The organism is Variovorax sp. FW301-JW7, from assembly GCF_058788795.1.
In genome coordinates this window covers 1-23,072 of sequence record NZ_JBYTBC010000010.1, presented here as the reverse complement: position 1 = coordinate 23,072, position 23,072 = coordinate 1, and the positions used below count along the sequence as shown (strand labels likewise).

Here is a 23,072-nt window from a genome sequence, read left to right as displayed (position 1 = left end):
CGGGGTGTCGGTGACCCGCTTTTTTACTTCACCTGCGGCGCCTGCCGGCCTTACTTGATCATCGGCAACTTCAGGCCCTGCTTCTTCGCCGTGGCCACGGCGATGTCGTAGCCCGCGTCGGCATGGCGCATGACGCCGGTGGCCGGGTCGTTGAAGAGCACGCGCCCGATGCGCTTGGCGGCGGCGTCGGTGCCGTCGCACACGATCACCACACCCGAGTGCTGCGAGTAGCCCATGCCCACGCCACCGCCGTGGTGCAGGCTGACCCAGGTCGCGCCGCCGGCCGTGTTGAGCAATGCGTTGAGCAGCGGCCAGTCGGAGACGGCATCGGTGCCGTCCTTCATGGCTTCGGTCTCGCGGTTCGGGCTGGCGACCGAGCCGGTGTCCAGGTGGTCGCGGCCGATGACGATCGGGCCCTTGAGCTCGCCGTTCTTCACCATCTCGTTGAAGGCCAGGCCGGCGATGTGGCGCTCGCCCAGGCCGAGCCAGCAGATGCGCGCGGGCAGGCCCTGGAAGGCGATGCGCTCGCGCGCCATGTCGAGCCAGCGGTGGGTGTGGGTGTTGTCGGGGAACAGCTCCTTGATCTTGGCGTCGGTCTTGTAGATGTCTTCCGGATCGCCCGAGAGCGCCACCCAGCGGAACGGGCCCTTGCCTTCGCAGAACAGCGGACGGATGTAGGCCGGCACGAAGCCCGGGAAGTCGAAGGCGTTCTTCACGCCTTCGTCGAACGCAACCTGGCGGATGTTGTTGCCGTAGTCGACCGTGGGGATGCCCATGGCCTGGAAGTCGAGCATGGCCTGCACGTGCACGGCGCACGACTTCGCGGCGGCCTTCTTCAGCGCGTCGTGTTGCGACGCGTCCTTCATGGCGGCCTGCCATTGCGGCACGCTCCAGCCCGAGGGCAGGTAGCCGTTGATCAGGTCGTGCGCGGAGGTCTGGTCGGTCACGAGGTCGGGCTTGAGGCCGCCGGCCTTCGCGCGCTTGACCAGCTCGGGCAGGATGTCGGCCGCGTTGCCCAGCAGCGCGATCGACACGGCTTCCTTTGCGTCGCAGTGCTGCTTGATGAGCTCGAAGGCGTGGTCGATGTCGCGTGCCTGCTTGTCGACGTAGCGCGTGCGCAGGCGGAAGTCGATGCTCGACTGCTGGCACTCGATGTTCAGCGACACCGCGCCGGCCAGCGTGGCCGCGAGCGGCTGCGCGCCGCCCATGCCGCCCAGGCCGGCCGTGAGGATCCACTTGCCCGCGAGGCTGTTGTTGTAGTGCTGGCGGCCGGCTTCGACGAAGGTCTCGAAGGTGCCTTGCACGATGCCCTGGCTGCCGATGTAGATCCAGCTGCCCGCCGTCATCTGGCCGTACATGAAGAGGCCCTGGCGATCGAGCTCGTTGAAGTGCTCCCAGTTGGCCCACTTCGGCACGAGGTTGGAGTTGGCGAGCAGCACGCGCGGTGCGTCGGCGTGCGTCTTGAACACGCCCACGGGCTTGCCCGACTGGATGAGCAGCGTCTCGTCGTCTTCCAGTTCCTTCAGCGAGGCGAGGATCTGGTCGTAGCAGGCCCAGTCGCGCGCGGCGCGGCCGATGCCGCCGTACACCACGAGGTCTTGCGGGCGCTCGGCCACCTCGGCGTCGAGGTTGTTCTGCAGCATGCGGTACGGCGCTTCGGTGAGCCAGCTCTTGCAGTTCAGCTCGGTGCCGCGCGGGGCGCGGATCACACGGGTCGGGTCATGGCGCGGGTCGGTGCCGGCAGCGGGGGTGTTCAGGGCGAATTTGTCGGGTGCGTTCATGGCGTGGTTCTCCTTGTCGGGTGGCGGTCGGTACGGATCACTTCGAGTGGCTGGGCAGGATGTCGAGCAGCGCGGCCGGCAGGTCGGCCGCGAGCGCCCACAGGCGCATGGCTTCGATGTCGGGTGCGAGGTAGCGGTCGGTCTCGAGGAACGCGACCTTCTGGCGGATGCGGGCGAATTCCGCTTCGACCAGCGGCGAACTCTTCAGCTTGCGCTTGAGTTCGATGCCCTGGGCGGCGGCCATCGCTTCGATGCCGACGACGACCGCGGTGTTGTTGACCATGTCGCCCAGGCGGCGCGCCGCGAAGGTGGCCATCGAGACGTGGTCTTCCTGGTTGGCCGAGGTCGGCAGGCTGTCGACGCTGGCGGGGTGCGCGTGCGACTTGTTTTCCGAGGCGAGCGCGGCGGCCGTGACCTGCGCGATCATGAAGCCGGAGTTCAGGCCGCCGTCGCGCACCAGGAAGGGCGGCAGGCCCGACAGGCCGCTGTCGAGCAGCAGCGCGAGGCGGCGCTCGGCGATGGCGCCGACTTCGCTCACGGCCAGCGCAATGATGTCGGCCGCGAAGGCGACGGGCTCGGCGTGGAAGTTGCCGCCCGAGATCACCTCGCCGGTGTCGCAGAACACGAGCGGGTTGTCCGATGCGGCGTTGGCTTCGATGACCAGCACGCGCGAGGCGTGGGCCAGGTTGTCGAGGCAGGCGCCCATCACCTGCGGGATGCAGCGCACCGAGTACGGGTCCTGCACGCGGCCGCAGTCGGCGTGCGACGGGACGATCTCGCTGCCGTCGAGCAGCGTGCGCACCGCGCCGGCCACGGCGATCTGGCCGGGCTGGCCGCGCGCGGCGTGGATGCGCGCGTCGAAGGGCTTGATCGAACCCTGGATGGCTTCGAGCGACAGCGCGCCCGACATCAGCGCGGCAGCAAACACGTCTTCGGCGCCGAACAGGCCGGCCAGCGCCAGTGCGGTCGACACCTGCGTGCCGTTGAGCAGCGCCAGGCCTTCCTTGGGGCCGAGCACGAAGGGTTCGAGGCCGATGCTGCGCATGGCTTCGGCGCCGCTCACCTTCTGGCCGTCGGCCAGCGTGGCTTCGCCTTCGCCGATGAGCACGCAGGCCATGTGGGCCAGCGGCGCGAGGTCGCCCGAGGCGCCGACCGAGCCCTTGCACGGGATGCTGGGCGTGACGCCGGCGTTGAACAGCGCCAGCAGCGCATCGACCAGCGCGGGCCGCACGCCCGAGTGGCCCCGCGCCAGGCTCACGGCCTTGGTCGCGAGGATCATGCGCACCACCGGCGCGGCCAGCGGCTCGCCCGTGCCCACGCTGTGCGAGAGCACGAGGTTGCGCTGCAGCTCGGCCAGGTGGTCGTTGCCGATGCGCGTGCTGGCGAGCTTGCCGAAACCGGTGTTGATGCCGTAGACCACCTCGTCGTTCTCGACGATGTGGCGCACCGCGGCCTCGGCCTTGGCCATGCCGTCCTGCACCGACGGGTCGAGCGCAAGGTGCACGCCGCCGGCCTGGATGCGTCGCAGCATCGCAAGGTCGACCTTGCCGGGCGTGAGGGTCAATGTGGCGTGGGAAGTGGCGGTGTGATTGCTTGGCATGTGAACCTGTCTATACAAGTGGTTGCGAGAGAAAACGTGGGCCTCTGAGGGTCGAAAAAAACGGTCTGTCTAGCCGAAGGTGGGGTTGCCGTCGGACTTGAAGCGGCTGCCGAGGCTGTAGCGCGAGGCCGGGTGCAGGCAGCGCACCCAGGTCACGGGCGTGTTGCGGATCCAGGTGCGGCGCGTCAGCAGCAGGCAGGGGTCGGTGGGCGCCATCGCGAGCCGCTCGGCCTGTTCGGCGCTGGGCAGCACGGCATCGACGACGTGTTCGATCTGGTCGAAGGGCACGTTGCGCACCAGGTACTCGCTGGGCGGCACGGCCGTGAAGTCCTGCTCGAGAAAGTCGGGCACGACCTGCGGGTTGACGTAGCGCTCCTCGAGCTGCACGGGCGTGTCGTTGTCCAGGTGCAGGCAGGCGCTGTGGAACACCGAGTCGCCCGCGCGCAGGTCGAGCCAGGCGGCCACGTCGGGCGAGGCCGCGAGGCGCTCGACCGCGAGCATCTCGCAGCGGTAGTCGTGGCCGCGCTGGCGGATTTCGCTGGCGATGTTGGCGATCTGCAGCAACGTCGACTGCGGCTTGTTCTCGGCCACGAAGCTGCCGACGCCGGCCACGCGCACGATGCGCCCCTGCTCCATGAGCTCGCGCAGGGCGCGGTTCACGGTCATGCGCGCCATGCCGAACTGCGCGACCAGCTCGTTCTCGGAGGGCAGGCGATGGCCGGGCGGCCACGTGCCGTCCTGGATCTTGCGGGAGATGTGATCCTTGACTTGCGCATAGAGCGCGAGGGACGGCAGGTCGCGTTTCATCGTGCTTTCAATGTTCCGCGGCGGCCATCGACTCGGCGCGGATTTCTTCGGTCAGGCGCGCCTTGATGTCCATGAACTCGGGCGAGGTCTTGATGGTGTAGCTGCGCGGGTGCGGAAAGTCGACCGCGATCTCGGTCTTGATGCGGCCCGGCCGCGCGCTGAACACCGCCACGCGGTTGGCCATGAAGATCGCCTCGTCGATGTCGTGCGTGACGAACAGCACCGTCTTCTGCGCCGACTCCCAGATGCCCAGCAGCAGCTCCTGCATGAGCACGCGGGTCTGGTTGTCGAGCGCGCCGAAGGGCTCGTCGAGCAGCAGCATCTTGGGGTCGTTGGCCAGCGCGCGCGCAATGGCGGTGCGCTGCTGCATGCCGCCCGAGAGCTGCTTGGGGAAGTGGTGCTCGAAGCCGCGAAGACCCACCTTGGCGATGAAGAACTCGCTGCGTTCCTTCTGGTCGGCTTCGCTCATGCCGCGCTCGCGCAGGCCGAAGCGGATGTTCTGCGCCACCGTGAGCCACGGGAAGAGCGTGTAGCTCTGGAACACCACGCCGCGGTCGGCGCCCGGGCCTTCGATGCGCTCGCCGTCGAGCATCACCTGGCCGGTGGTCGGGAAGTCGAGCCCCGCCACGATGCGCAGCAGCGTCGACTTGCCGCAGCCCGAGGGGCCGAGGATGGTGACGAAGTCGTTCTCCTTCACCTCGAAGTCGATCGGCTGCAGCGCTTGCGTGCGCTGGCCCTTGGTGCCGGTGAAGACGCGCGAGACGCCTTGAATGGAGAGTTGGTTCTTCACAGTGCAGCCCATGCAAACAGACGGCGATTCATCGCCTTGAAAGCGAAGTCGGACAACAGGCCGATGACGCCGATCACGATGATCCCGAAGATGATCTGGCCGGTGTTCAACAGCGCCTGGCTGTCGGTGATCATGTGGCCGATGCCCGACGAGGAGCCGATCAGTTCCGCCACGATCACATACGTCCAGGCCCAGCCCAGCACGAGGCGCAGCGTTTCGGCGATGCCCGGCGCGGCGCCCGGAATGAGCACGCGCGCCACGATGCCGCGGCTGTTGGCGCCCAGCGTGTAGGCGGCCTCGACGAGGTCGCGCCGCGCGCCGCCCACGGTGACGGCCACCATCAGCACGATCTGGAAGAACGAGCCGATGAAGATCACCAAGAGCTTCTGCATTTCGCCCAGGCCCGCCCACAGGATGAGCAGCGGGATGAAAGCCGAGGCCGGCAGGTAGCGGCAGAACGACACGAAGGGCTCGAAGAAAGCCTCGACCGTCTTCCAGGTGCCCATGGCCACGCCCAGCGGCACCGCGATGACGGCCGCCAGCAGGAAGCCGCCGAACACGCGCCACACGGTCATGCCGATGTCGCCGATGAAGCCGTACTCGGTGAAGAGCAGCCAGCCCTCCCTGACCATCGTGATCGGGCTCGCCAGGAAGGTGGGCGACACGAAGCCGCCCAGCGTGGCGATGCCCCACACCACCACGAAGAGCACGAAGAAGCCCAGCCCCAGCATCGTGCGCGCGGACGCGCTGATGGGTTCGAGCGGCGCGAACACGCGACGCCGCACGGGAGGCGCGGGCGGCGGCGTCACGGCGCGCGCCGGGGCGGCGGTCATCGGTTGCATCTGCGGCAAGGCCTTACTTGACATAGCTGGCGTCGAAGGTGGCGGCATAGTCTTCCGGCGCCTTGCGGATCACGCCGGCCTCCAGCAGGATGGCCGCGGCTTCCTTCATGAAGCTGGTGAGCTCGCCCGCGAAGAACTTCTGGTTGGCGGCCTTGTCCTGCCAGCGCAGGTAGGCCGACGACTTGGCGAACTGCTCGCCGCTTTGCTTGACGGCCGAACCCATGAGCTCGTTGGCCTTGGCCGGGTCGGCCTTGATCAGGTCCAGCGCGTCGAAGTACGACTTGGTGAGCGCGGCAGCGGCCTTGGCGTTGGTCTTGAGCCAGGTGGGCGCGCAGCCGACGGTGTCCATCACCATCGGGTAGTCGAGCGTGGTGGCCAGGATCTTGCCGGCGGCGGGGTTGGCGCGCACGGTCGACAGGTAGGGCTCATAGGTCATGGCGGCGTCGTTCTGGCCGGCCACGAAAGCCTGCGCGGCGGGCTGCGGCTCGAGCGAGACCACCTTCACGTCCTTCAGCGTCATGCCGTTCTTGCTGAGCATCCAGGCCAGGCCGAAGTACGGCGCGGTGCCCGGGGCGCTCACGCCGATGGTCTTGCCCTTGAGGTCGGCAAAACTCTTCACGTCGTTGCGCACGGCCAGGCCGTCGGCGCCGTAGGACTTGTCCATCTGGAAGATCTGCACGATCGGCACGCCGTTGGCGTTCCAGGCCACGTGCGTTTCCACCGTGGTGGCCGCGCACTGGATCGCGCCGGAGGCCAGCGCCAGGTGGCGGTCCTTCTGCGGGATCATCTTGAGTTCGACGTCCAGCCCGTTCTTCTTGAAGATGCCGGCCTTGTCGGCCAGCGAGAGCGGCGCAAAGCCGGTCCAGCCGGACATGCCGAGCGAAATCTTCGTGTCCTGGGCGGCGGCCGTTCCGGCCATGCCCGCTGCACATGCACCTGCTGCCAGCAGCGAAGCGACTTTCACAACTACCGTCTTGACCATGGGGACTCCTGGTTCCATTTTTTGAGAGAGGTGACTCGGCGATACATGCCCGGGGGATATGGGCAGCACGCCTCGCATTGTTGCCAGGCGCCCTAACTTGTCTATACAGGATAACCCGAAAGTCCTGTTTTGGTGCATCTCCGAGAGAAATGCCCCATTTTGCTGTCTAGACAAGAGGGGTGCCGGGACGGGGTTCACCATTGCAAACGCCGTGCCACAGTCATATCGGAGCCGCTGGGGGACAATCGGCGTCCGCCCCGGCTCCGGCCCTTTTCTCCCCCTCTCCCGCCCTTCGCACCCCCGCCTGTGTCTTCCCTCGCTCCCCGCCCCTTCGACGCCACCAGCGACGGCAGCAGCCCCGGCAGCGCGGCCCCCGCCGACATCCTTCACGACGTGTTCGGCTACGCGCGCTTTCGCGGGGCCCAGCAGGACATCGTGGAGCACGTGGTGGGCGGCGGCGACGCGCTGGTGCTGATGCCCACGGGCGGCGGCAAGTCGCTCTGTTATCAGATCCCGGCCATTGCGCGGCAGCGCGCGGGGCGCGGCGTGTCGGTGGTGGTGTCGCCGCTGATCGCGCTGATGCACGACCAGGTCGGCGCGCTGCACGAGGCGGGCGTGAACGCGGCGTTCCTGAATTCGACGCTCGACTGGGAGCAGACGCAGGACGTGGAGCGCCGCATGCTGCGCGGCGAGATCACGCTGCTGTACGCGGCGCCCGAGCGCGTGAACACGCCGCGCTTTTTGTCGCAGCTCGATTCGCTGAACGAGCGCGGCAAGCTCTCGCTGTTCGCCATCGACGAGGCGCATTGCGTGAGCCAGTGGGGCCACGACTTCCGCCCCGAGTACCGCGCGCTCACCGTGCTGCACGAGCGCTACCCGGGCGTGCCGCGCATCGCGCTCACGGCCACGGCCGACGACCTCACGCGCGCCGACATCGTCGAGCGGCTGCAGCTGGAAGAAGCGCGCCAGTTCGTCTCCAGCTTCGACCGGCCGAACATCCGCTACACCATCGTCGAGAAGAAGGACGCCACCACGCAGCTGCTGCGCTTCATCGAGCGCGAGCACGAAGGCGATGCGGGCGTGGTCTATTGCCAGTCGCGCAAGCGCGTGGAAGACCTCGCGACGACGCTGCAGGGCGCCGGCATCAACGCGCTGCCGTACCACGCAGGGCTCGATGCGGCGGTGCGCCAGAAGCACCAGGACCGGTTCCTGCGCGAAGAAGGCATCGTGATGGTCGCGACCATCGCCTTCGGCATGGGCATCGACAAGCCCGACGTGCGCTTCGTGGGCCACGTCGACATGCCCAAGAACATCGAGGGCTACTACCAGGAAACCGGCCGCGCGGGCCGCGACGGCGCCCCCGCCGACGCCTGGATGGCCTACGGCCTGAACGACGTGGTGAACCAGCGCCGCATGATCGACGAGAGCCCGGCCGGCGAAGAGTTCAAGCAGGTGATGCGCGGCAAGCTCGACGCCCTGCTCTCGCTGGCCGAGGCCAGCGACTGCCGCCGCGTGCGCCTGCTGGGCTACTTCGGCGAGAAGAGCACGCCCTGCGGCAACTGCGACAACTGCCTGAACCCACCGCAGGTGTGGGACGGCACCGATGCCGCGCGCAAGCTGCTGAGCACCATCTACCGCGTGCAGCAGCTCAGCGGCATCAGCTTCGGCGCAGGCCACATCATGGACATCCTGCGCGGCAAGGCGACCGAGAAGGTCAAGCAGTTCGGCCACGAGCGCATCAGCACCTTCGGCATCGGCGCGGAGTTCAGCGAGGTGGCGCTGCGCGGCGTGCTGCGCCAGCTGATCGCCACCGGCGCGCTGGCGGTGGACGCCGAGGCGTTCAACACGCTGAAGCTCACCGAGGGCTCGCGCGCGGTGCTCAAGGGCGAGACCTCGGTGTCGCTGCGCGAGTCGGTGTCGTCGCCGGCCGAGCGCAAGCCCCGGCGCGAGAAGGCCGCCAAGGGCGCGCCGTCGCCGGCTGCGGCCTCGCTGGACGACACCGGCAAGAAGCGCTTCGAGGCGCTCAAGGCCTGGCGCGCCGAGGTGGCCAAGGAACACAACCTGCCGGCCTACGTGATCTTCCACGACGCCACGCTGGCCGCCATTGCCGAGCGCGCACCCGCGACGCTCGAAGACCTGCAGGGCATCAGCGGCATCGGCACGAAGAAGCTCGAGGCCTACGGCGCCGAAGTGCTTCGCGTGTGCGAGGCCTTCTGACGCTCTCCACCTAGAGCAGGCGGGCCGCCTTCGAGAAATCGATGGACGCGAGCACCGCGGCGCGCATGGCCGTCAGCAGATGGCGCTCGTCGTTGCTGCGCTTCTGGAAGGTGTAGGTCAGCGCGGGCAAGGCCTGGCGGGTCTTCAGGATGCGCAGGTCGCCGCGGCGCGACAGCAGGCGCGCCCAGCCTTCCGGCAGGAACCCGACACCGATCCCCTCGATCAGCAGGCCGGCAACGGCGCCCCAGCTGTTGCAGCTGAGGCGGTGCGGCGCCTCGAGGTTCTCGGCCATGAGCCATTCGTCGAGCAGGCGGCTGGTGCCCGCGCCGGGCGGCAGCGTCACGATGGGATGTTGCGCGAGCAGCGGCGCGCCGATCGTCGTAGTCTTGCCCGCCAACGCGGGGGCGGCCACCCACACGAAATGCGCCTGGCCCACGGTGTGCGACGAGATCAGCCCGTGGTGCGGTGAGCGCCCGGCGATCACCGCGCAGTCGAGTTCGCCGTTGCGAAGGCGTTCGTCCAGCGCCGAGCCGAAGTTGACGTGCGGCTCCAGGCGCAGGTCGGGCAGGTGCCGCCCCACGTGCGCGACGAGCTGGGGCAGCCAGGTCAGCGCGCTCAGTTCACCGATGCCGAAGGTGCAGCGACCTCCGAGGCTGGCGGGCGCGCCGATCGACCGCTTCGTTTCGTCGGCCGCCAGCAGCAAAGCGGCGGCGCGCGGCAAGAAGCGCTCGCCCGCGTCCGTGAGCGTGGCCCGTTGCCCGGCGCGGTCGAACAAGGGCGCGCCGAGCGACACCTCCAGCTCGACCAGTCGCTTGGACAGCGACGAGGTCGACAGGTGCAGCCGCTGCGCCGCGAGCGCAAAGCTGGCGCAGGTCGCGGCCCAGTAGAAGGCCTCCAGTTGCTTCAGCGTCATGCGCCGTCTCCCTCGGTTATTTCGAAAAAAGCGAAATGACAAATTACCATAAATTCGCTTTTTTAAAACCTTCTGCCCCCCTACAGTCCGCGCGGACCGAACGACTGACTGGATGGCGGACATGACTGTTTTCTCGCGTGCCTTCGATGCCCCGCGCACCGCGCCGGCGCAAGCCCCTGCTGCTGCCGCGACGCCGCGGCGGCTGGCCGGCATCCTGTCGCTGCAGGACTTCGAGCACGCGGCGAAGCGCCGGCTGCCGCGCCCGCTGTTCGGCTACATCGCCGGCGCGGCCGAAGACAACCGCTCGCTGGACGCCAACCGCGCCGCGTTCGACGCGCACGACTTCCTGCCCCGGGTGCTGGTCGACGTCTCCCGGCGCTCGCAGGAGGTCACGCTGTTCGGCCAGCGCTACGCGTCGCCCTTCGGGATCGCGCCGGTCGGCATCAGCGCGCTGTCGGCCTACCGCGGCGACCTGGTGCTTGCGCAAGCGGCGCAGGCGGCCGGCATTCCCGCGGTCATGAGCGGCACCTCGCTCATTCCGATGGAAGAAGTCGCCCAGGCCGCGCCCGGCACGTGGTTCCAGGCCTACCTGCCGGGCGACGCGGCGCGCATCGACGGCCTGGTGGCGCGCATCGCCGGCGCGGGCTTTCGCCACCTGGTCGTGACGGTCGACATTCCGGTCTGGGCGAACCGCGAAAACAACGTGCGCGCCGGCTTCACGACGCCGCTGCGGCCCAGCCTGCGGCTGGCATGGGACGGCCTCGTGCGGCCGCGCTGGCTGCTCGGCACGCTCGCGCGGACCTTCGTGACGCAGGGCATGCCGCATTTCGAGAACTCGTTCGCCACGCGCGGCGCGCCTCTTTTCTCCAGCACCGCGATCCGCGACACGACCGGCCGCGACCACATCCACTGGGACCACATCGCCCGCATCCGCCAGCAGTGGCGCGGGCCGCTGATCCTGAAGGGCATTCTTCATCCGGCCGATGCGCGCCGCGCGCGGCAGCTCGGCGCCGATGGCCTCATCGTCTCCAACCACGGCGGCCGGCAGCTCGACGGCGCGGCACCGGCCCTGCGCGCGCTGCCGCAGGTGCTGGACGCCGCGGGCGAGTTGCCCGTGATGGTCGACGGCGGCGTGCGGCGCGGCAGCGATGTGCTGAAGGCGCTGGCGCTCGGCGCCAAGGCCGTGTTCGCCGGCCGCCCGTTCATGTACGCCGCCGCCGTGGGCGGCCACGCGGGCGTCACGCACGCGATCCGGCTGCTGCGGGACGAGGTCGACCGGAACATGGCGATGCTCGGCGTCAACGACCCGGGCGAGCTCGACGCGAGCTGCCTGATCCCGCGGCGCCCCTGAGCTGCGCCCACTCATCCCACCCATTCCATCCATCCAAGAGGAGGAAGACACCTTGCCGAAAACCCCCACCCTGTTCGCCCTCGCCTGCCTGCTGGCGGCAACCGTGCCCGCTCACGCGCAGGGCTACCCCGACAAGCCCGTCAAGCTGCAGGTGCCGTTCGCGCCGGGCGGCACGACGGACATCATTGCGCGCGTCATCTCCGAGCCCCTGGGCAGGCACCTGGGGCAGAGCGTCATCGTCGAGAACAAGTCGGGCGCGGGCGGCGCGATCGGGGCCGCCGAGACCGCGCGCGCCACGCCCGACGGCTACGCGCTGGGCATCGGCACCGTGTCGACGACGGCGGCCAACCCGGCCATCAACCCCAAGGTGCCGTACAACCCGAAGGCCGACTTCACGCCGATCATCAACCTGGCCGCGACGCCCAACGTCATTGCGATCCACCCCAGCTTTCCGGCCCGGGACTACAAGGGCTTCATCGAGGTGCTGAAGAAGAACCCCGGCAAGTACGCCTACGCCACCGCAGGCACGGGCAGCATCGGGCACCTGCAGATGGAGCTGTACAAGGGCATGGCCGGCGCGTCCGTCACGCACATCCCCTACCGGGGGTCGGGCCCGGCGCTCAACGACACCGTCGCGGGCCAGGTCGCGATGATCTTCGACAACCTGCCGTCGGCGCTGCCCTTCATCAAGGACCGCCGGTTGATCCCGATCGTCGTGGCGGCGTCCGAGCGCCTGAAGGACCTGCCCGACGTGCCGACCTTCAAGGAGGTCGGCCTCGCGCCGGTGAACCGCATGGCGTACTACGGCATCGTGGGCCCCAAGGGCCTGCCCAAGGACGTGGTGGACAAGGTGCACGCGGCGGCGCGCAAGTCGCTCGATGAGCCTGCCGTGCGCAAGCGCATCCAGGACACCGGCTCCTTCGTCGTCGGCAACACGCCGCAGGAATTCACGCAGCAGATCGCCGCCGAGTTCGACGTGTACAAGAAGGTGGTGGACTCCGCCGGGCTCACGCTGGACTGAACCGGCGAGCGCCTCGTCAGGCCACCGACGCCCAGACCGGCGCCATCGCGCGATAGAGCGTGCGGAAGGCCTCGAGCCGGGGCTGGTAGGCCGCATGCAAGGCGGCGTCGGGCGCCAGCACCTGGCGCACGGCAGGCGCGACGACCACACCCGCCGGGTCTTCGCCCGTGACCGCCAGCCGCGCGAGCCGCGCCGCACCGAAGGCCGGGCCGCGGTCGGCGGATTCGTACAGCACCAGCGGCACGTCGAGCACCGACGCGATCAGCTGCGCCAGGAAGGCGGAGCGCGCACCGCCGCCGATCAGCGCCAGGCGCTCGGGCCGCGCCGTCTGCGCGCTCAGCGCTTCCAGCCCGTCGGCGAGCGAGAAGGCGATGCCTTCGCAGACCGCCTGCATCAGGTCGGCGCGCGTGGTCGCGCCCGACAGGCCGACGATCGCGCCGCGCGCGAACGGGTTGTTGTGCGGCGTGCGTTCGCCGAACAAGTAGGGCAGCGCGAGCAGGCGCGACGGCCCGGTGTACGCGGCCTCGACCTCGGCCAGCAGCGCGCCGACCGATGCACCGCCGGTGCACGACGCCAGCGCGGCCAGCGGGCTCGCGCCGTTGAGCAGCGCCGCCATGCGGTACCAGCGCTGCGGCAGCGCGTGGCAGAAGGCGTGCACCAGCCGCTCGGGGTCGGGGCGGTGCGCGGTGTCGGCCACCAGGATCTGCGCCGAGGTGCCGAGCGACACGAAGCCGTCGCCCGGCCCGACCACGCCGATGCCGACACCGCCCGCCGCGGCATCGCCCGCGCCGCCGGCGATCGGCACGCCGCGCGGCAGGCCCCAGCGCGCAGCCAGCGCGTCGCGCACGGTGGCGCAGGGCTCGCACGACTCGACCACGCGCGGCAGCCAGGCGGGATCGACCCCGCAGGCGGCGAGCGCCTGCGGCGACCAGCGGCGCTGCGCCTGGTCGAACAGCCAGGTGCCGGCCGCGTCGGTGACGTCGGTCACCTTCTCGCCCGACAGCTGCAGGCGCACGTAGTCCTTGGTCAGCAGCAGCGAGCGGGCGCGCGCCACGGCCTCGGGCTCGTGGGTGCGCAGCCAGCGCAGCTTGGGGCCGGTGAAGCCCGCCATCGGCTGCACGCCGACGGCGCGGCGCAGGGCCAGGTCGGTCTGCATGAGCTCGGCGGCCTCGGCGGCGGCGCGGCCGTCGTTCCAGAGGATCGCGGGGCGCACGGGGCGGTCGGCCGCGTCGAGCAGCACCAGCGAGTGCATCTGGCCCGACAGGCCGATGCCTTGCACGCCGGCCATGGCTGTCGGGTGCGTGCGCGCCAGCTCGTCGAGGCCATCCGCCACGGCGGCCCACCACTGGTCGGGGTCGTGCTCGCACCACAGCGGCTGCGGGTACTGCGAAGTGAGCGGCCGATCGACCGTGGCCACGACATGCAGCAGCTGCAGGTCGGTCAGGACGATCTTGACCGCGGAGGTTCCGATATCGATGCCGATCAGCATGCGTGTGTTCCCTGTTCGAGGGCCGCAGTATCGGCGCTCCGGCCAGTCGCGCAGGCTGACGGCAGGTGGTTTATGAGCCGGTCGCCGGCAGCGAGATCGGCACCGGCCGCGTGAGCAGGTCGATGTAGAGCTCGAAGAAGCGCGCGTTGTCGAACTTCTTCACCACGGTCATCTTCTGCAGCGGCACGCCCGCAGGCGGCGTGGTGTAGCCGATGGAGCGGCCGTTGTCGGCGGCGCCGGGCTTGGCGACCACGTCGACATAGCGCTCGACGGTCTGCGTGGCGTAGCGTGGATCGATGAGGTAGGCCAGCACCAGCGTGTCCCAGATGTTCTGCGTGTAGTTCGGGTTGTTCTCGAAGCCGTTGGTGCCGCTGAAGCCGTAGCCGTTGAGCTTGCGGAACACCTCGGTCACGGCCGTGGGCTTGGCCGGGTGGGCGATGCGGTCGTAGATGGGCTTGGTGAGGAACACGGTGTCGGTCACGTCCAGCGGCACCACCACCTGCGGGATCGGCAGGCGCACCACGAACTGCGCGGCCTCGGGGTCGAACCACCAGTTGAACTCGGCGAAATGGGTGGTGTTGCCCGCCACGTCGACGGCGCCGCCCATGTAGATGATCTTCTTGATCAGCGGCACGATGTCGGGGCTCTTCTTCACGGCCAGCGCGATGTTGGTGAGCGGGCCGATGGCCAGGATGGTGATCTCGTTCGGGTTGGCCTTGACGGTGTCGATGATGAAGTCGACCGCGCTCTTGCGCTGCACCACGGTGCGGGTGGCGAAGCCGTCGGGCGAGGGCTTGAGGTCGGCATCGGTCTTGGGCTCGGGGCCGCTCCAGGCGCCCAGGTAGCCGTCGCCGCCTGCGCCAGCCTTCATTTCGGCCTCGATGTCCGCGAAGGTGTGGTTCAGCGCGTAGTTCTCGCCCACGTAGACGCCGATGCGCTGGCCCACGCCCAGGCGCTCGACCGACATCAGCGCGTCGGCCACGCCCTGCTTGAGCCACTGGTTGCCCGAGACGACGCTGATGCCCATCACCTGCACCTTGCCCTCGGCCTGCAGCTGCGCGGCCATGACGCCGAGCTGGCCGTCGTCGCTCATGGTGTTGTAGTCGCTGTCGATGATGACTTTCTGCGCCACCGGCGTCGCCGCGTAGCCGGGCGCCAAGCCGATGCCGGCACCACCATCGCCCCCGCCGCCGCATGCCGTGAGCACGGCCACGGCGACGAGCCAGAAGGCCCTCACTGTCCATTTGCGCATCTGCTTCTCCTAAGTGTTTGGTTTTCAACCCGGTTTCCAGAGGGTCGCCAGGAGGTGGAAACGTTTGCGCAAACCTTTGCGCAAACGTTTGCCAAACTCTAAGTGGCAGGCCACGGGCGTGGCAATGGGGTGCGGCTAGGGGTTTTCCGCGAGGCCGGAGCGTCGGCCTCGCGCGGGGGTCAGGGTGTCATCAACCCGGGTTGGGCACGGGGTCGATCAGCCGGTTTTCGCGCAGCGGCGAGCGGGGACGCAGGAAGGGTTCGTCTTCTTCTGCCGACGTGGCGGCCTTCTCCAGGCCCGGGACATCCGCGGCCTTGGCGGACGCAGTCGGTGCGGTGCACGACCCGGTGTCGCGCAACCGCAGCGCCGCGGCCAGCCGGCCTTCGGCGGCGTCGCCCAGGAGGTGGTCGAAGTCGTCGGCCACGGCGCAGCTGGCATTGGGTGCAAAGCCGTCGCCGTAGTCGCCGAAACCGGCCTGGTTGACGCCCTTGAAGTTGACCGCGAAGTAGGTGGTGCCGCAGTTGTCCTGCGGAACGAACCCGTAGGGCTTGCCGCAGGTGGTGGCGCCCACGAGGTTGACCGTGACGCCCACGCCGCGCAGGCTGTTGATGACCGACTCGCTGGCCGAGCAGGTGCTGCGGCCCGTCAGCAGCGTGACGCGCGACAGGCCCAGCGTGGGCAGGGGCTGGTTGGCGCGGGTGGTCGTGAAGAAGGGCGTGAGGTTGTCCGCGAGCGTGGTCCGGTACGGGTTCTTGTCGTTGAATGTCAGCAACTCGAAGGTCTTGCCGTTCGTCGGGCCCGGCCCGGCCACCATGTAGGCCAGCTGGCTTGCGATGCGCAGCTGGCCGCCGCCGTTGTAGCGCATGTCGATCACGAGGTCCTGGACGCCGCCGTCCTGCTTGAGCGTGTTCATGGCCGTGACGAGCTGCGCCTCGGCGGTCGAGATGTGGTCGTTGAACAGCAGGTAGCCCACGCGGTTGCCGGCCGGCCCGATGGTGCGGGTGTACAGCACCGGGCTGCTCGTGATGCGCTGGGCCGTGAGCTCGATCGGACTGCCGCGCGTGCCGCTCACCTCGAAGGTGAAGGTGTGCTTCTCGCCGAGGGTCTGCGGCGAGATCGCGCGGTTGATGATGTCGACGTTGGTCTGCCCGGTGCTGGCCACCACGTCGACACCGTCGACGACGACCAGCTTGGCCCCGCGCGCCAGGCCGGCCGCCGCGGCGGGCGAGCCCGGCTCGACGAAGGCGAGGCGGATGTTGCGCGGCGGCGAACTGCGCACGGCCGCCGTCTCCATGCCGTAGCCGACCGACACGCCGCCCTCCGACTCCAGGCGGTACGCCTCGGTGTCCAGGTAGAAGTGGAAGCGGTCCTTGAGCTGGCCCGAGGGGGTGGTGGCGGGCGTCTTGAGCACGTTGAACCAGGTCAACGGCGTGGCGTAGTCCGAGGCCTTGAGCGTGGTGGGCACCTCGTTGTACCAAAGGTAGGTTTCGTCGATCCAGCCGCGCACCCAGCTCTTTTCGTTGTCGACGGTGCCGGCGACGTCGGGATAGGCAACGCGGGTCACGGGGTTGATGCCCCGGCGCGGCGCGGCGCACTGGCCGGCGACGGTCGAGGACGCGACGATGCCGCCGCTTTCACCGCCGCCGCCGGGGGTGGGCGTCGGCACCACGCCGATCGGGAACCCACCGCCGCCACCTCCGCCCCCGCCTCCTCCGCCGCACCCCGCCAGCAGGCCGGCCAGCGCAAGCGCCATGGCCCCTGCGGTGGCCGCCACGGCCCGCGAGCGCCGCGACGCATCTGCTTTGCGAAAAGCCATCGGTTCCTCCTGGCGTCCGCGATGGCGGACAGTGTCTGCTTGTTGTGTTGGGCGGCTGCGGCGGGACGCCCGCCCGCTACTGGATGAAGCCCATGCCGCGCGATTCGCGCACCTCGGGCTTGATCCGGTGCTCGGCTTCGAGCTGCTCGAGAAACTCCGCCGCCGAGAACTCGGCCGCGAGGATGTCGGTCTGCCGCTTCACGGCCGCGAAGTCGCCGGGGCACAGCTGCGACAGCTGCGCCAGGCGCGCGCGCACCTCGCCGGTGAGCAGGGCCGCATCACCCGCCAGCGCCTCGGTGACGAACATGCGTTCGCGCTGCGCCGCGGTGAGCGGCATGAACTTGATCTTGAAGGTGAAGCGCCGCAGCGCCGCCTGGTCGAGCCGGTCGAGCAGGTTGGTGGTGCAAATGAACACGCCGCGAAAGCGCTCCATGCCCTGCAGCATCTCGTTGACCTCGGTGACCTCGTAGGCGCGCTGCGCGCCGCGCCGGTCCTGCAGGAACGAGTCGGCCTCGTCGAGCAGCAGCACGGCCTTCTCGGACTCGGCCTCCTTGAACATGGCGGCCATGTTCTGCTCGGTCTCGCCGACGTACTTGCTCATGAGGTCGCTGGCCTGCTTGACGATGAGCGGGCGGCCCACGGCCTTGGCGATATGCTCGGCCAGCGCGGTCTTGCCGGTGCCGGGCGCGCCGTAGAAGCACAGCGTGCCGTGGCCGCGCGCCTTCAGCGCCTCGACGATGCGCGGGATCTCGAAGCGGGTCTCGACGTGGAGCATGTCCAGGTCGTAGGTGGTGACACTGCGGCGCTCGGCCGGGCTCTTGTCGAGCGTACCCAGCGCGAGGTCGGCGTTGCGCAGCTGCCGCTCGATGAGGGCCTCGACCGAAGCCTCGTCGGTCTTGGCCAGGCCGGCGAAGCGCACGGCGGTGCGGATCTGCGCGGGCGTGAGGCCCTTGCGCTCGGCCAGCTTGGCGGTGAAGGCCTCGGACACGACCACGCCTTCGAGCGTCTTCTTGACGAGCTGCTCGCGCGCGCCAGGCGGCGGCGACTTGAGTTCGAGGTGGTAGGCGAAGCGGCGGCGGAAGGCCGGGTCGATCTGCTCGATGCGGTTGGTGACCCACAGCGTGGGCACGGGGTTGGCCTCGAGGATCTGGTTGACCCAGGCCTTGCCGCTCACGCTGCCGCTGGCGGGCGCGGGGATCTGCTCGGCGCGCGCCATGAACTGCGCGGCCTCGGTGCTGATGGGCGGGAAGACGTCCTCGACCTCGTCGAACAGCAGCGCGGCCTGGGCGCTGCCCTTGAGGAAGACCTGCGCGATCTGCAGCGAGCGGTAGCGGTCGCGGCCGCTGAGCGAGTTGCCGTCGCGGTCGGCGTACTCGACCTCGAAGAGTTCGAGGCCCGCGGCCTGCGCGACCACCTTGGCCAGCTCGGTCTTGCCGGTGCCGGGCGGGCCGTAGAGCAGCACGTTGACGCCGGGCTCCTTGCGTGCCACCGCCGCACGCAGCAGCGTGACGAGCATCTGCGCGTCTTCCTGCACGAAGGAGAAGTCGTGCGGCGTGAGCGCGCTCTTGGCCGAGGGCCGCGTGAACACGGCCATCAGCTCGTTGTGGTCGCGGTACTCGCGCATGAGCACGGGCGGCAGCTTCTCGCTGACCTTCATGAGGTCGGCGAGGTCGGTGATGTTGTGCTCGGAGATGAGGTTCTCGACGAGACCGATGCGCTCCAGCCGCGAGCCCGCGCGCAGCGCCTCGCCCACCTCGCTCGCGTTGACGCCCGCGATGTCGGCGATGGCGGCGTAGGCCTCGGGCGCGTTGTTGACCTTGAACTCGACCAACAGCGAGCGCAGGTCACGCTGGTAGCGCGCGAGCGTGCCGTACAGGAGCAGCGCGCGCTCGGCCTTGTTGAGCTGCAAGAGGCCGGCGAGCGCGTCGATGTTCTTCTCGACCAGCGTGGATTGCTTGCGCAGCGCGTGCGTGAGCCAGTCGCGCGTGACGGCCAGCACCGAGAGCAGGTCTTTCGGCTGGTCTTTCGCGTACTCGTCGAGGTAGAAGAACAGCGTGCCTTCTTCATACGGGCCGCGCCACACGCCGTGGCGTTCGAGCAGCGTGCGGCCGTCGAAATCTTCGACGCCCTTCCACGCTTCGTTGCCCGCACAGCGGCGGCCCAGGAACTCGCGCAATCGCTGCAGCACCGCGGCGGGCCACACGAGATGACGCCCGGTGAGCGAGAGCAATCCGTTGATATCGCGCCGCACATTGAAGCGCGGCCCCTGCTTGGCGGCGAGCGTGAGCACGAAGTGCGAGCACATGAGCTCGAGCACCGGTGCTTCCTTGAGGCCGGGCGAAGGCAAGGCCTGCCCGCGCACCGCAGCAGCCACCACATCGACACCCGCACGCTTGACCATCAGGCAACCTCCTGCGAGGAAATACTTGGAGCGACCATAACGCAGACTTTTGGCTTCGGGAAGACGCCGAAAGAGTAAAAACCCTGATCCGCTGGATTCCAGCCACAATGCGCGCCATGGTCGGAATCGAAGCTATCCGTCGCGCCGCGGCGCGCCTGCAGGGCCAAGTGCTCAACACGCCCTGCGTGGAGTCGCGCACGCTCTCTGAAATCGTGGGCGCGCAGGTGTTCCTCAAGTTCGAAAACCTGCAGTTCACGTCCTCCTTCAAGGAGCGTGGGGCGTGCAACAAGCTGGTCGATCTTTCTGAAGGCGGCACGCGCGGCGTGATCGCCATGTCGGCCGGCAACCATGCGCAGGGTGTGGCTTATCACGCGCAGCGGCTGGGCCTGCGCGCCCTCATCGTGATGCCGCGCTTCACGCCCGGCGTGAAGATCGAGCGCACGCGCGGCTTCGGCGCCGAGGTCGTGCTGCACGGCGACACGCTGGACGCGGCGCGCGCGCATGCGCTGGCACTGGCCGAGCGCGAAGGGCTGACCTTCGTGCACCCCTATGACGACGAAGCCATCATTGCCGGCCAGGGCACGATCGCGCTCGAGATGCTCGACGCGGTGCCCGACCTCGACACGCTCGTGGTGGCGGTGGGCGGCGGCGGGCTCATCGCCGGCATGGCCGTCGCGGCGCGCGAGATCAAGCCCGGCATCGAGATCGTCGGCGTGCAGACACAGCGCTTTCCGGCGATGGTGAATGCCGTCAAAGGCACGCACCACGCGCAGGGCACGAGCACGATCGCCGAAGGCATCGCAGTCGGCACGCCCGGCGTGCTGACGCAGGAAATCATCGCGGCCAAGGTCGACGACCTGCTGCTGGTGGACGAAGGCGACATTGAGCAAGGCGTGCTGATGCTGCTGGAGATCGAAAAGACCCTGGTCGAAGGCGCTGGCGCGGCAGGCCTGGCGGCGCTGATCCGCCACCCGGAACACTTTCGCGGCAAGCGCGTGGGCCTGGTGCTGTCGGGCGGCAACATCGATCCGCTGCTGCTCGCGGCCATCATCGAACGCGGCATGGTGCGTGCCGGTCGGCTCGCCCGCGTGCGTGTCAGCGCGCGCGATGTGCCGGGCTCGCTGGCCCAGATCACGGCCACTGTGGCCGAAGCGGGCGCTAACGTCGACGAGGTGCACCACCAGCGCGCCTTCACCATGCTGGCGGCGCAGAATGTCGACGTCGAGCTGGTGCTGCAGACCCGCGGCCGGGCCCATCTGGCCAGTGTCTTGAGCGCCCTGAAAGACGCCGGTTTCGAAGCGGTGGAGCAGCACTGAGGGCTCCTCGCAACCCCCTAGACCCGCAGGCGGCGCCTCGCCGGTAAAATGGCGGGAGTTTTGTCATTTGCGGTTGACTGCATTTGATGCTTTGTCATTTGCGTATTCGAGGTATTTCCCGATGTCCCATCCCACCCCCGCCGAGCACGGCCACGCTGCCGCCGCCGAACATGACGCCGTCGAATCGGTCGTTCACCTGATGCCACTCGTGCTCCCGCTGGCTGGCGGCGTGCTGATGCTGCTGCTGGCGTCGATCGCCGTTTTTCTCGCCTGAGCTGACAGGCTTTCGCGCTTTTGTCCGCGGGCTGTGCGGCCCGCGTTGACGCAATCTCCCAAAGCGAAACGTTTTCTCAAACGGACCTCCGTGCCTGGTCAGGCTCGGCGCCCCGTTCGGAAAGACGATTTTTCAACTTAGGAGATTTCCGATGAACGCACCCACGATGAAGGGCCTTCCCATTCAGGCGCCCTCATACGTCAAGAACGCCAAGCTGATCGCCTGGGTGGCCGACATGGCCGCGCTGTGCAAACCCGATGCCGTCCACTGGTGCGACGGCAGCAAGGAAGAATACGACCGCCTCTGCCAGCAACTGGTCGACGCCGGCACCTTCAAGAAGCTGAACCCCGCCAAGCGTCCGGGCTCGTTCCTCGCGATGTCCGATCCGAGCGACGTCGCACGTGTCGAAGACCGCACCTTCATCTGCTCCGCACAGAAGGAAAACGCCGGCCCCACCAACAACTGGATGGCCCCGGCCGAGATGCGCACGACACTGCAGCCCCTGTTCGACGGCTGCATGAAGGGCCGGACCATGTACGTGGTGCCGTTCAGCATGGGCCCGCTGGGCTCGCCCATTGCACACATCGGCATCGAGCTGTCCGACAGCCCTTACGTGGCCGTCAACATGCGCATCATGACCCGCATGGGCAAGGCCGTGTACGAGGTGCTGGGCACCGACGGCGAGTTCGTGCCGTGCGTTCACACCGTGGGCGCACCGCTCGAGGCCGGCCAGAAGGATGTGACCTGGCCCTGCAACACCACCAAGTACATCGTTCACTACCCCGAGACGCGCGAGATCTGGAGCTACGGTTCGGGCTACGGCGGCAACGCGCTGCTGGGCAAGAAGTGCTTCGCACTGCGCATCGCCTCGAACATGGGCCGCGACGAAGGCTGGCTGGCCGAGCACATGCTGATCCTGGGCGTGACCAGCCCCGAGGGCAAGAAGCACCACGTGGCAGCGGCTTTCCCGAGCGCCTGCGGCAAGACCAACTTCGCCATGCTGATCCCGCCGGCGGGCTTCGACGGCTGGAAGGTCACGACCATCGGCGACGACATCGCCTGGATCAAACCCCAGGCCGACGGCACGCTGCGCGCCATCAACCCCGAAGCCGGGTACTTCGGCGTGGCCCCGGGCACCAACGACCTGACCAATCCGAACTGCATGGCCAGCCTGCACCGTGACGTGATCTTCACGAACGTGGCGCTGACCGACGACGGCGACGTCTGGTGGGAAGGAATGGGCGACGCGCCCGCGCACTGCATCGACTGGCAAGGCAAGGAGTGGACGCCGCAGATCGCCAAGGAAACCGGCGCCAAGGCCGCCCACCCGAACGCACGCTTCACCGTCGCCGCCACCAACAACCCCGCGCTCGACGAAGCCTGGGACGATCCGAAGGGCGTGAAGATCGACGCCTTCATCTTCGGCGGCCGCCGCTCGACGACCGTGCCGCTGGTCACCGAAGCCCGCAACTGGGTTGAAGGCGTCTACATGGCCGCGACGATGGGCTCGGAAACCACCGCTGCAGCCGCCGGCCAGCAGGGCGTGGTGCGCCGCGACCCGTTCGCCATGCTGCCGTTCATGGGCTACAACATGAGCGACTACTTCCAGCACTGGCTCGACCTGGGCAAGAAGCTGGAAGCCTCGGGCGCCCAGCTGCCGAAGATCTACACGACCAACTGGTTCCGCAAGGGCGCGGACGGCAAGTTCGTCTGGCCAGGCTACGGCGAGAACATGCGCGTGCTGAAATGGATGATCGACCGCGTGGAAGGCAAGGCAACGGAAGGTGTCGAGCACATCACCGGCGTGAGCCCACGCTACGAAGACCTGAACTGGACCGGCCTGGATTTCAGCGCCGAGCAGTTCGCGACGGTCACGAGCATCGACAAGGCGGCCTGGCAGGCTGAGCTGAAGCTGCACACGGAGCTGTTCCAGCAGCTGGCACACCATCTGCCGAAGGAATTGCCGGAGACGAAGGCTGCGATTGAGCAGCGGTTGGCGGCCTGAGTAAGTTCTTCTCGCAGGCTCGTGCAGCCTGCGAAGCGCGGGCCTTGAGAGCCCAATAGAAAGCCCGATGAGTTCATCTCATCGGGCTTTCTTGCTTTAGGCAGCGGTCAATTGGCGGCTCTGCAGGTGATTCCTGGTCATGGAGGCGTCTTCGTCGATGTCGAGCGCGCGTTGCATACGGCGCGCCGGCGCTTGGCTGGTTTGCAGCGCGCCCC

17 protein-coding genes are annotated in these 23,072 nt (G+C 68.6%); 6 read left to right on the top strand and 11 right to left on the bottom strand.

The window, feature by feature from the left end:
* Nucleotides 1–50: 50 nt before the first annotated feature.
* From hutU to AC3WQM_RS24340, 6 genes are all read right to left on the bottom strand, one after another.
* Nucleotides 51–1,781, bottom strand: coding sequence for a urocanate hydratase (gene hutU, locus AC3WQM_RS24365; RefSeq protein WP_095743140.1), 1,731 nt, complete (start codon nucleotides 1,779–1,781; stop codon nucleotides 51–53).
* A 37-nt stretch (nucleotides 1,782–1,818) separates the two neighbouring features.
* Nucleotides 1,819–3,381: a histidine ammonia-lyase gene (gene hutH / locus AC3WQM_RS24360; protein ID WP_492682337.1), complete on the bottom strand. Its 1,563-nt coding sequence runs from the start codon at nucleotides 3,379–3,381 to the stop codon at nucleotides 1,819–1,821.
* Nucleotides 3,382–3,450: 69 nt separating this feature from the next.
* Entirely contained in the window at nucleotides 3,451–4,188 is a 738-nt protein-coding gene (hutC, locus tag AC3WQM_RS24355; RefSeq protein WP_062481289.1) for a histidine utilization transcriptional repressor HutC, read from the bottom strand.
* 7 nt (nucleotides 4,189–4,195) lie between these two features.
* Nucleotides 4,196–4,990, bottom strand: a complete 795-nt coding sequence (locus AC3WQM_RS24350; RefSeq protein WP_062481286.1) for an ABC transporter ATP-binding protein — start codon at nucleotides 4,988–4,990, stop codon at nucleotides 4,196–4,198.
* Nucleotides 4,975–5,820, bottom strand: coding sequence for an ABC transporter permease (locus AC3WQM_RS24345; protein ID WP_492682335.1), 846 nt, complete (start codon nucleotides 5,818–5,820; stop codon nucleotides 4,975–4,977). Before AC3WQM_RS24345 ends, AC3WQM_RS24350 begins: the two co-directional genes overlap by 16 nt.
* Before the next feature lie 13 nt (nucleotides 5,821–5,833).
* Nucleotides 5,834–6,802 (bottom strand): ABC transporter substrate-binding protein, encoded by a 969-nt coding sequence (locus AC3WQM_RS24340; protein ID WP_492682333.1) that lies wholly within the window; start codon nucleotides 6,800–6,802, stop codon nucleotides 5,834–5,836.
* Between the two features lie 306 nt (nucleotides 6,803–7,108).
* Here AC3WQM_RS24340 and recQ point away from each other — a divergent pair, with 306 nt between their 5' ends.
* Nucleotides 7,109–9,019 (top strand): DNA helicase RecQ, encoded by a 1,911-nt coding sequence (gene recQ / locus AC3WQM_RS24335; protein WP_492682331.1) that lies wholly within the window; start codon nucleotides 7,109–7,111, stop codon nucleotides 9,017–9,019.
* A 10-nt stretch (nucleotides 9,020–9,029) separates the two neighbouring features.
* Here recQ and AC3WQM_RS24330 read toward each other — a convergent pair whose 3' ends face one another.
* Nucleotides 9,030–9,932, bottom strand: a complete 903-nt coding sequence (locus AC3WQM_RS24330) for a LysR family transcriptional regulator (protein ID WP_492682329.1) — start codon at nucleotides 9,930–9,932, stop codon at nucleotides 9,030–9,032.
* A gap of 121 nt (nucleotides 9,933–10,053) precedes the next feature.
* Between AC3WQM_RS24330 and AC3WQM_RS24325 the strand changes: the two genes are divergently transcribed.
* On the top strand, nucleotides 10,054–11,283 hold the full coding sequence (locus tag AC3WQM_RS24325; RefSeq protein WP_492682327.1) for an alpha-hydroxy acid oxidase: 1,230 nt from the start codon (nucleotides 10,054–10,056) through the stop codon (nucleotides 11,281–11,283).
* A gap of 52 nt (nucleotides 11,284–11,335) precedes the next feature.
* Nucleotides 11,336–12,304, top strand: coding sequence for a tripartite tricarboxylate transporter substrate binding protein BugE (locus AC3WQM_RS24320; protein ID WP_492682325.1), 969 nt, complete (start codon nucleotides 11,336–11,338; stop codon nucleotides 12,302–12,304).
* Nucleotides 12,305–12,320: 16 nt separating this feature from the next.
* Here AC3WQM_RS24320 and xylB read toward each other — a convergent pair whose 3' ends face one another.
* The 4 genes from xylB to AC3WQM_RS24300 all read right to left on the bottom strand — a co-directional run bounded on the left by xylB (nucleotide 12,321) and on the right by AC3WQM_RS24300 (nucleotide 19,262).
* Entirely contained in the window at nucleotides 12,321–13,793 is a 1,473-nt protein-coding gene (xylB, locus tag AC3WQM_RS24315) for a xylulokinase (protein WP_492682323.1), read from the bottom strand.
* Between the two features lie 70 nt (nucleotides 13,794–13,863).
* A complete protein-coding gene (locus tag AC3WQM_RS24310) occupies nucleotides 13,864–15,045 on the bottom strand; it encodes a nucleoside hydrolase (RefSeq protein WP_492682321.1) in 1,182 nt (393 codons plus the stop codon).
* A 190-nt stretch (nucleotides 15,046–15,235) separates the two neighbouring features.
* On the bottom strand, nucleotides 15,236–16,861 hold the full coding sequence (locus AC3WQM_RS24305; protein WP_492682319.1) for a S41 family peptidase: 1,626 nt from the start codon (nucleotides 16,859–16,861) through the stop codon (nucleotides 15,236–15,238).
* 76 nt (nucleotides 16,862–16,937) lie between these two features.
* Entirely contained in the window at nucleotides 16,938–19,262 is a 2,325-nt protein-coding gene (locus AC3WQM_RS24300; protein ID WP_492682317.1) for an ATP-binding protein, read from the bottom strand.
* Between the two features lie 116 nt (nucleotides 19,263–19,378).
* Between AC3WQM_RS24300 and AC3WQM_RS24295 the strand changes: the two genes are divergently transcribed.
* The 3 genes from AC3WQM_RS24295 (at nucleotide 19,379) to AC3WQM_RS24285 (ending at nucleotide 22,857) form a co-directional block, all read left to right on the top strand.
* Nucleotides 19,379–20,578, top strand: coding sequence for a threonine ammonia-lyase (locus AC3WQM_RS24295; protein WP_492682315.1), 1,200 nt, complete (start codon nucleotides 19,379–19,381; stop codon nucleotides 20,576–20,578).
* Nucleotides 20,579–20,699: 121 nt separating this feature from the next.
* Nucleotides 20,700–20,852 (top strand): hypothetical protein, encoded by a 153-nt coding sequence (locus AC3WQM_RS24290; protein ID WP_169805104.1) that lies wholly within the window; start codon nucleotides 20,700–20,702, stop codon nucleotides 20,850–20,852.
* 151 nt (nucleotides 20,853–21,003) lie between these two features.
* Nucleotides 21,004–22,857, top strand: a complete 1,854-nt coding sequence (locus AC3WQM_RS24285; RefSeq protein ID WP_492682313.1) for a phosphoenolpyruvate carboxykinase (GTP) — start codon at nucleotides 21,004–21,006, stop codon at nucleotides 22,855–22,857.
* Nucleotides 22,858–23,072 lie beyond the last annotated feature (215 nt).